The organism is Aquiflexum sp. (assembly GCF_977115555.1).
This window is the reverse complement of the sequence record NZ_CDSBKL010000163.1, coordinates 1-8,498: the sequence shown is the minus strand read 5'-3', so window position 1 is coordinate 8,498 and position 8,498 is coordinate 1. Positions and strand designations below refer to the sequence as shown.

10 protein-coding genes are annotated in these 8,498 nt (G+C 39.7%); 8 read left to right on the top strand and 2 right to left on the bottom strand.

The genetic code is table 11. From position 1 onward, the window contains the following. From ACZFYI_RS11025 to ACZFYI_RS11015, 3 genes are all read left to right on the top strand, one after another. On the top strand, positions 1–429 hold a 429-nt coding region (locus tag ACZFYI_RS11025; RefSeq protein ID WP_462524184.1), incomplete at its 5' end, for a phosphoribosylanthranilate isomerase. Positions 430–449: 20 nt separating this feature from the next. Then, entirely contained in the window at positions 450–1,349 is a 900-nt protein-coding gene (gene hemF / locus ACZFYI_RS11020) for an oxygen-dependent coproporphyrinogen oxidase (protein WP_462524183.1), read from the top strand. 44 nt (positions 1,350–1,393) lie between these two features. Continuing rightward, positions 1,394–1,987: a phosphatase PAP2 family protein gene (locus ACZFYI_RS11015; RefSeq protein ID WP_462524182.1), complete on the top strand. Its 594-nt coding sequence runs from the start codon at positions 1,394–1,396 to the stop codon at positions 1,985–1,987. A gap of 1 nt (position 1,988) precedes the next feature. On the opposite strand, the gene ACZFYI_RS11010 is transcribed toward ACZFYI_RS11015, so the two are convergent. Continuing rightward, positions 1,989–2,582, bottom strand: a complete 594-nt coding sequence (locus ACZFYI_RS11010) for a riboflavin synthase (RefSeq protein WP_462524181.1) — start codon at positions 2,580–2,582, stop codon at positions 1,989–1,991. Positions 2,583–2,706: 124 nt separating this feature from the next. On the opposite strand from ACZFYI_RS11010, the gene ACZFYI_RS11005 reads away from it, so the two are divergent. The 5 genes from ACZFYI_RS11005 to ACZFYI_RS10985 all read left to right on the top strand — a co-directional run bounded on the left by ACZFYI_RS11005 (position 2,707) and on the right by ACZFYI_RS10985 (position 6,035). Further along, a complete protein-coding gene (locus tag ACZFYI_RS11005; protein WP_462524180.1) occupies positions 2,707–3,363 on the top strand; it encodes a protein-L-isoaspartate(D-aspartate) O-methyltransferase in 657 nt (218 codons plus the stop codon). An 81-nt stretch (positions 3,364–3,444) separates the two neighbouring features. Next, entirely contained in the window at positions 3,445–3,975 is a 531-nt protein-coding gene (locus tag ACZFYI_RS11000; protein WP_462524179.1) for an acyl-CoA thioesterase, read from the top strand. Between the two features lie 160 nt (positions 3,976–4,135). Further along, positions 4,136–4,675: a hypothetical protein gene (locus ACZFYI_RS10995; RefSeq protein WP_462524178.1), complete on the top strand. Its 540-nt coding sequence runs from the start codon at positions 4,136–4,138 to the stop codon at positions 4,673–4,675. A 2-nt stretch (positions 4,676–4,677) separates the two neighbouring features. Then, on the top strand, positions 4,678–5,001 hold the full coding sequence (locus ACZFYI_RS10990) for a DUF3817 domain-containing protein (protein ID WP_462524177.1): 324 nt from the start codon (positions 4,678–4,680) through the stop codon (positions 4,999–5,001). 11 nt (positions 5,002–5,012) lie between these two features. Continuing rightward, the gene (locus ACZFYI_RS10985; protein ID WP_462524185.1) at positions 5,013–6,035 is read left to right on the top strand and encodes a hypothetical protein; all 1,023 of its coding nucleotides are present in this window, start codon (positions 5,013–5,015) and stop codon (positions 6,033–6,035) included. 149 nt (positions 6,036–6,184) lie between these two features. Here the strand turns inward: ACZFYI_RS10985 and ACZFYI_RS10980 are convergent. Next, positions 6,185–8,498: leucine-rich repeat domain-containing protein (locus ACZFYI_RS10980; protein ID WP_462524176.1), on the bottom strand; the 2,314-nt coding region annotated here is incomplete at its 5' end.

The window sequence follows — 8,498 nt, the reverse complement described above, 5'->3', positions numbered from 1 at the left end:
CCCGAAAAAATCCTTGGTCTTGTCACCGAATACAAGGGTGTCAATTTCATCGAAATTCAGGAAGAAACACATTTGAGGTTGTTGGTCAATTCTTCCTATGGGATTATTTTCAAAAAAAACTTAATATCTGATGAGGACTTGGATGACCTGATTGCCAAATCTATGTTTTTTAAGGATTTTGGGGTAATGCTATACCTTGTTTCAGAAAGTCTTGAAATAAATGATACCATCATCCAAAAACTGAAAACTTTGGCTTCCACAGCAGAAGTACTCCTAGGATTCGGTATTGAGCCTGAAAGTTTGAGAAACTTAATTGAAGAGACCGGAGTAAAAGGTATTGCCCTGGAGGGTGGGGAAGAAATCAAACCTGGCCTTAAGGATTTTGACCAGTTGGCAGAAATATTAGAAGTACTGGAAATAGAGGATTAATTGATTTTTGGAACGGAAAAATGCTAGAGAAAGAAAAAATCGCCCTTGATTTCATGGCAATTCAGGACCTTATCTGTCAGGAATTGGAAATAGAAGATGGTAAGGGAAAATTCCAGGAAGATAAATGGACAAGAACTGAAGGAGGCGGCGGACGTACACGGATTATTCAAAATGGAAATATCATCGAAAAAGGAGGAGTAGCTTTCTCAGCTGTGGAAGGACCGACTCCTGACAAAATCCTTGAAAAACTTAAGCTCGAAAAAGCCGATTTTTTTGCGACAGGGGTGTCTATTGTCATTCATCCCGAAAGCCCGATGGTGCCTATCATCCATATGAATATCAGGTATTTTGAGATGAGCAATGGTGTCAAGTGGTTTGGAGGTGGCATCGATCTCACTCCCCATTATGTAGATATCGCCGATGCAAAATACTTTCACCAACAGGTAAAGGCCACCTGCGACCGATCAAATCCTGAGTATTATCCCAAATTCAAAAAGTGGGCTGATGACTATTTTTTCATCAAACACAGAAATGAAACAAGGGGTATAGGAGGGATTTTCTTTGACAGGCTATCAAGCCATGATCCCAAAGAAATGGATTCTGTTTTTGAATTTGTCAAATCGGTCGGATACCTTTTTCCAAAAATCTACCGCCACTTTATGGCCAAAAACAAATCTCTACCCTTTGGGGAAAATGAAAAAAAGTGGCAGGCACTCCGCCGAGGCAGGTACGTGGAATTTAACCTTGTTTGGGATGCGGGAACAAAATTCGGCCTTGATACAAATGGAAGAACAGAAAGCATCCTGATGAGTATGCCTCCCATGGCCAACTGGGAATACATGCATCAGCCCAATCCGGATTCGAGTGAAGCTTTCACCCTCGACCACCTCAAAAAAGAAATTGATTGGGTCAATATTTAAAAATGCTTAAAGGTTAAATTGGTTAATGGGATATTGAGAAAAACATGCTAGAAAAAATCAGTGAATGGGATCAGTCTCTTTTTTTGTGGTTAAACCAATACCACTCGGATTTTATGGATCCGATCATGTACTACTCTACCCGTACCTTTCCATGGATTCCACTTTATGTTTTTTTGATCTTCTTGATTTGGAAAGCCTACGGCAAACAAGGATGGTGGGTAATCTTGGGGGTTTTGCTTTCGATTCTTTTTGCTGACCAAATCACTTCAGGTCTGATGAAGCCGTTTTTTGAAAGGTTGAGGCCCTGTCATGAAGTTCTTTTGAATGGAATGGTCCACAATTATGGCAATTGTGGCGGTATGTATGGATTTGCCTCCTCACATGCGGCAAACAGTTTTGCCATTGCCACGGCTATGTATCTTGGGCTTTCTTTCAAATACCCTGCTGTCAAATGGCTTTTCCTATGGGCAGTGTTTTTTTCCTATACCAGAATATATCTTGGCGTTCATTATCCCGGAGATATATTGGTTGGGGCATTAGTCGGAGTGCTGAGTGGATTGGCGGCTTACCATATATTCCGTTACATCTACAACCTCGTTAGGATGAAAGGGAGAATAAACAAAATCAAAACCGACTAGGCTAGTCAGCATATCCTCTGATAATCCTTTGGATGTATTTGCCGATAATATCAAATTCAAGGTTAACCTCATCCCCTACTTTCAATTCATGAAAGCTGGTATGCTCATAGGTGTAAGGAATGATGGCAACGGAAAAATTCCCATTTTTTGAATGAAAACAGGTCAGACTTGTGCCATTGACCGTGATGGAACCTTTCTCCACGGTCACATTTCCCGTATTTGGGTCAAAAGAAAAATCAAAAATCCAAGAACCATCTTGTTCGGTAATGCGCTCCACTTTACCGATTTGATCCACATGTCCCTGCACAATATGCCCATCAAATCTTCCATTGGCAGGCATACAGCGTTCAAGGTTTACTTTTTTGCCTATTGCCCAGGACTTTAGATTCGTTTTTTTAAGTGTTTCATCTATTGCAGTAACTGAATAAGTCTTTCCATCAGTGGCAACTACAGTCAGACATACACCATTATGGGAAACTGACTGGTCCACTTTGAGTTCGGAAGTAATCGGAGATGATATATCGAATCGGACATTGGTCCCTTCCTTTTTGATGTCGGTGATCGTTCCCAATGTCTCTATAATTCCTGTAAACATAATTTAAAATCTAAAGGCCAAAATTTCAGACTATAAGTGGCAAAGCTTGATTTAGGGTTCAAATTAAGCCAATTTATCCCTTAACTTAGCATCGTTTACAAAAGTTTCCCATTACGATCCACCCATGTTAAAATTAGAGGACAGCTACCGCCACAAAGGTCAGAGAAAAGAATTGGTAAAAATCATCCGGCAAAAAGGCATCAAAGACGAAGCTGTTTTGAATGCAATCAATACCCTTCCACGGCATTTTTTCTTTGATTCGGCCTTGGATTCGCATGCCTATGAAGACAAGGCTTTCCCTATCGGAGAAGGTCAGACGATTTCCCAACCTTATACTGTGGCTTTCCAAACGGAACTATTAAATATAAAACCGGGAGATAAAGTCCTGGAAATCGGGACAGGTTCAGGGTATCAGGGCGCGATCCTGCATTTGCTCGGAGCGGATGTCCATACCATTGAATACCAAAAGAAACTTTTTGAAAGAACAAAGAAATTCATGTCCAAACTAGGCATCCACCTTCATTTTTACTTTGGAGACGGTTCCAAAGGAATTCCTGAGCATGCCCCTTATGACAAAATACTGGTAACTGCAGGAGCACCGGTGGTCCCAAATTCTTTGCTGAAGCAACTGAAAGTCGGTGGAATTTTGGTGATTCCGGTTGGAGACAGAAGAACCCAGAAAATGATGAAGCTGACAAAAATCACAGAAACCAAAATCGAACAGGAGGAGTTTGACAACTTTGCCTTTGTTCCGCTTTTGGGATTGGAAGGATGGAAATAACCAAATTTTATACTGAATTCAGGTCTATAAATTTTCTATGAAAGAAAAAGGTTTTGTATTTTTACAAAAAAATTAACTTTTATGCCAAAACAGAAATCAGCAAAGCAATCTGAAGTAATCATGACAGAAATGGTATTACCCAATGATACCAACACCTTAAACAACCTCATGGGTGGAAAGCTGATGCATTGGATGGACATTGTGTCTGCCATTGCAGCGCAAAAACACTCCAACAGGATCGTGGTCACGGCATCTGCTGACAGCATTTCTTTCAAGCATCCCATTGCCTTAGGCAATGTGGTGACACTTAAGGCACGCGTAACAAGGGCTTTCAATTCCTCTATAGAAGTCTTCATTGAGGTTTGGGCTGAGGATATTCCGGCCAACAAAAAAATCCTGACACACCGCGCATTTTTCACCTTTGTCGCTGTCGACCAAAACGGAAGGCCTATAGAAGTTCCTGAAGTCATCGCAGAAACGCCCGAGGAAATTGAACTTTATGAAGGAGCCCTAAGAAGGAGACAACTGAGATTGGTATTGGCAAAAAGAATGGATCCAAAAGATGCTGTCGAATTGAAATCAATTTTTGGCTTTGAGGAAAACAAAGGGTAAGAAATAGATGTAATTGTTTCGGGTTGTAAGCAGTTTTTCCTGAATCTACCCAAAGCCAAACCTTTTGGGGAAATTCCTTCTAAAGCTGTCTTTCATATTGTTTCTTTCATCTCGCTTTTATCTCCTTGCTTTCAGATGTTTTTTTAATCAAATTAGGCACATGGAAAAAATGAGTATCCACGACCTTGGTTTAATTTTAGACGATGAAATCTATCTCGTGACTGAAGAAAGAGATCAATTGTTGGCCCTTGAAAAACCTGTAACTCTAGAATCAACCTCAGTTTCCTCACAAGAGGAATTTGAAGAAGAACATGTGCAATTGGCATTTGAAGGAGGCTTTGAAAAAGGCATATTGGTAATCTATGAGGGAAGTTCACTTGAAAGCAATCTTTCAGAATATCTATTCAAGATTCTTGGTGCTGTCTCATGTTCGCTGAAAGACATCGCTTTGGCCAATTCAGAAGATACCGAATTGACATCAATGGCCTCCATTACAGCACTCAATCCAAATAAGATTATCGTGTTTGGCAAAGTGAGGCATGAAATCATGATGTCCGTCAAAAAAACATATGAAGTGCACCAAGAAGATGAGATCGAATATCTTTTTGCAGATGATTTAAGGCAGATCTCCGAAAATTTGGATCTACGAAAAGCCCTTTGGAAAGAGCTACAGGTCCTGTTCAACATTACCAAAAAATAGAAATGAAAACTATAGAAGAAAAAACCAAATGGCTGAAGCGGTTTAGGTTGATCAGTATCATGGAAGGTATTTCCTTTCTGGTTTTGTTATTTATAGCTATGCCGTTGAAATATACCATGGATTTGCCACTAGCTGTCACCTATGTTGGGTGGGTACATGGCTTACTATTCATCTTGTACATCTATACGGTCTTCCCAACTGCTCACAAATTAGAGTGGAAATTTGGAAAGACACTTTTTGCACTTGTAGCTTCAGTGCTTCCATTTGGGCCTTTCATTTTTGACAAAAACCTGAGCGAAGAAGAAAAAGAAATGGCCAAATCTTGACCTCTTACCATATGGCCCTGATCAGCAAAAAGAAAATCATCTATCCCATAAGCCCAAAATTGAGGGAATTTCTAAACAAATATGGGCGAGAGGTGGATTTCCCGATCCAATACAATGACCTCTTGAGATACAATACCTCAATCGCATTGTATGATTCCAAGGGAAATGATACGCTTTGGGAAACGGTCTTTTTTGCCGAATCCGACAGGGAGGAAATCCACTACGACGTCAAAAAAATCTATTCTCTCCTCAAAGCACAAGGTGACATGACTGTCATGCAGCACTTATATGTGGACAGGATTGACCTCTGCGTTTATGGAAATACCAAGCCTTTCCGGGTCAGAATCGTCAACAGGATCAATGACAATTTTGACTATTTTTATGTGAAGATGGCGGACGCATCGAGGATTTATGGACTTGAACTTGAACACCTCTTATCCCCTAACCGCATCAATTACCTAGTGCATGAAAACACCCTGATTGAAGAGCATATCGCGGGTATTCCGGGAGAGCAGTTTATGCGCCAATACATCAATGATGACCTTCAAAACCCTATCCGTTTGGCAAAGGAATTTGTCAAATTCAATGAAAGGTGTTTTGTCAGGTTATTGGGGGACATGCACTCTTCAAACTTTGTAGTGGATGTTACCCCGGATTTTGAGGAAACCCATTATAGAATAAGGGCCATCGATTTTGACCAACAGTCCTATGAAGGAAAAAAATCAATATACCTGCCACAGTATTTCAAACAGAACAATACCTTGATTCAGATGGGTTTCAAACACATCACTCCTGAATCAATGGCTCAATACCAAAGGGAAGAACGTTCTCTGATTGCCAATAGGTTAAAAAGCTCCCAGATAGAAATTGAAGATTTGTTGAAAACCATGGAATCAGACACTATTTCCACACAAGAAAATACCGAATCCCTAAAAAAAGACCTTTCAAGGCACTATAAAAACGATAAATTTTTAGCCTGCAACAATATGGGAAATATCCTCCGACTCAGTTTGGAACAGGTAAGGAAAAAATGATCTTTGACTTGCCGGTTCCTGGTTCGGGGTTATTGGCATTAGCTTGAAATATTTGTCCTAGATTTTCCGAACTTGGTTAGGGATACTTTGATCTTGATATTTAATACTTTGTGCTTGATACTTTGTAATTGATACTTATTTCTCCCTTCTCAATAAAACCTAACTTCACATTCAGGATTCAGTTTTTTGAATGCATCTACAGCTTTTTGATTCATTCTTGTATTGAAACAGATCAGTTCTTTTAGATTCAGACCTTGAACAGGCTTAAGAGATTTCACATTGGTACCACCAATATCTAATTTATCAAGATTGGTGAGCGTTTCCAAACCTCGCAATATGGTGACATTGGTACCTGTAAGATATAGTGATTTTAGTCCAACAAGCTGACCCATTGGCCTCAAATCCTCAATGGCAGTGTAGGACAAATCGAGGGATTTAAGGTTTATCAAAACAGGCAACACCAAAATATCAGATACCGGTGCCTGGGTGATTTTCAGATCCTCCAATAATGTCAATTCACGGAGACCTGAGATATCTGTCATCGGAGCATGCGATATAGACAAGGACCTTAAATTGACAAAAACTGATAGAGCCTGTAAATTTGAAATATCGGAATTTTCTACCTTCAGGCTAGGCTTGGCTGTCCAGGAATGTAAAGTTTCAAGGTCAGGATTTACATCACCATCCCCATAGGCCTTTTTTAAGGCTGCTTTCCAAGCTTCATCTAAGGTATCCCACCACTGTTCCAATACCGAAGACCTGAAAATAATATTGATTTTGGTGTTTTTCTCTAAAAAATCAGGGATCTCAAGCTGGTCTATTTCTGAATTGTCAAGGTTCAAATAAGTCAGATTGGGAAGATTTTTCAGCATGCTAAATCCTGTCACAGGGCTATCCCTGAAATCTATCTCAGTCAGATCGTTTAATCCTGCCAAAGGTGAAAGGTCTTTTACTTTTGTGTTTTTACCTGACAGGATTTCAATAGTCTTCATTCCTGTCAATGAAAGAAGGTCTTCAATTTCATTATCATCAAAAGCCAAATAATTGATGTTCTTAAATTTCAGAACTGGATTTAAAGAATTGATCCCTGTCCCTGAAACATCCAAAGAATCGATCCCCAAAGTATATGTAAGGTCTTCTATGGTCGGTGCAGGAATTCCAAGGCGGGGATTGACGGCAATCAAAGCACCTTTCCATTCTTCAGACAAACCGGACCACCATGACTGCAAGGTTTCCACATGATGGATCAATAGTACGCCCCTATTACTTCTGGCATATTGCTCTGCACTTGCTTCTGTAACTTCTGTAAGGTCTGCATAGAGCATTTTTAAGCTCGGCTTACCACTCAGTGGGTTAATGTTTGATACAGCAGTATTGTTGATGTTAACCATCTTAAGAGAGCTTAGATCTGCCAAAGGAGTAAGGTCTACTATATTGGTGCCGCTTAAATTAACCTCTTCAAGACCCGAAAGTCCGGCCATCAGGTCAAGATTAGACAAATTGTTTCCACTGACATCCAAGTGTTTCAGGTTTTTTAGTTCCTGAATATCCTCAATACTTGTAAAGTTGCTGTTATTCAAATCCAATTTGGTGAGCGCTTGCATGGAATTCAAAACACTAAAAGAAACAATCGGTGAATTGACAGCTTTCAAAATCCGCAGGCTTTTCAGGTTTCCAAGCTCGCTGATATCTTCAATTTGCGTATTTGAGATATCGAGGTACTCAAGCTTATCAGAATACTTGATAAACTGAATGTCTTTCGTAGGGGTATTGGAAATATTAAGGTGATTCAAAAAAGTAACATTGCTGATCGGGTTAAGCTCCTCAACCTTGGTATTACTGATATCAATGTATTTGAGATCCCTCAAAGCCTCAATGGGGGAAAGCTCAATCAGGTATTCGTTTCCTGAAAAATCGATTGAATCTATCGCACTGATTTTATATAAGTGGTCCACGGTAATGGAATCTTCATCTGTAGGCCCGATTTTATTTCTGAAATATGACTCCCAGGTATAGGATAAGGTGGCCCACCACTCTGTAAGTTCTTCATCCCTACTCAACTTAGTGGTATACACACTCGCAATCTTCAGTTCATTGGATTTTTTATCTACGTTGACTTCAATAAATCTAGGCTTGGTATTGGTTATTTTTTCTTGGTTCAAGCCTATAACGTTCATAATCCTGTCCATGGAAACCAAAAATGACAATTTTCCATTTTCTTTCAAAAATGGTTTTGTTTCCCTGATTTTAAATTTAAAACTGGCTTCATTGAAAAAAAACTCTATGTCTTTCAGGTAAGCAGTAACATCTTTGTTGGTAATTACTTTCCTATCTAGGAGTAGGTCATCCTCCACCTGTACCTTGCCATCCCTGAAAATTTTCTTATAGCTTTCCCTGATGATCACATCTTTGTCACGTGCAGGGGTATCCTTACTCCCTAAGGTGTTCAGGAAAAATTCCAAA

Coding starts and splice junctions, on each gene's coding strand:
- hemF (WP_462524183.1), top strand. CDS start 450: ATGCTAGAGAAAGAAAAAATCGCCCTTGATTTCATGGCAATTCAGGAC.
- ACZFYI_RS11015 (WP_462524182.1), top strand. CDS start 1,394: ATGCTAGAAAAAATCAGTGAATGGGATCAGTCTCTTTTTTTGTGGTTA.
- ACZFYI_RS11010 (WP_462524181.1), bottom strand. CDS start 2,582: ATGTTTACAGGAATTATAGAGACATTGGGAACGATCACCGACATCAAA.
- ACZFYI_RS11005 (WP_462524180.1), top strand. CDS start 2,707: ATGTTAAAATTAGAGGACAGCTACCGCCACAAAGGTCAGAGAAAAGAA.
- ACZFYI_RS11000 (WP_462524179.1), top strand. CDS start 3,445: ATGCCAAAACAGAAATCAGCAAAGCAATCTGAAGTAATCATGACAGAA.
- ACZFYI_RS10995 (WP_462524178.1), top strand. CDS start 4,136: ATGGAAAAAATGAGTATCCACGACCTTGGTTTAATTTTAGACGATGAA.
- ACZFYI_RS10990 (WP_462524177.1), top strand. CDS start 4,678: ATGAAAACTATAGAAGAAAAAACCAAATGGCTGAAGCGGTTTAGGTTG.
- ACZFYI_RS10985 (WP_462524185.1), top strand. CDS start 5,013: ATGGCCCTGATCAGCAAAAAGAAAATCATCTATCCCATAAGCCCAAAA.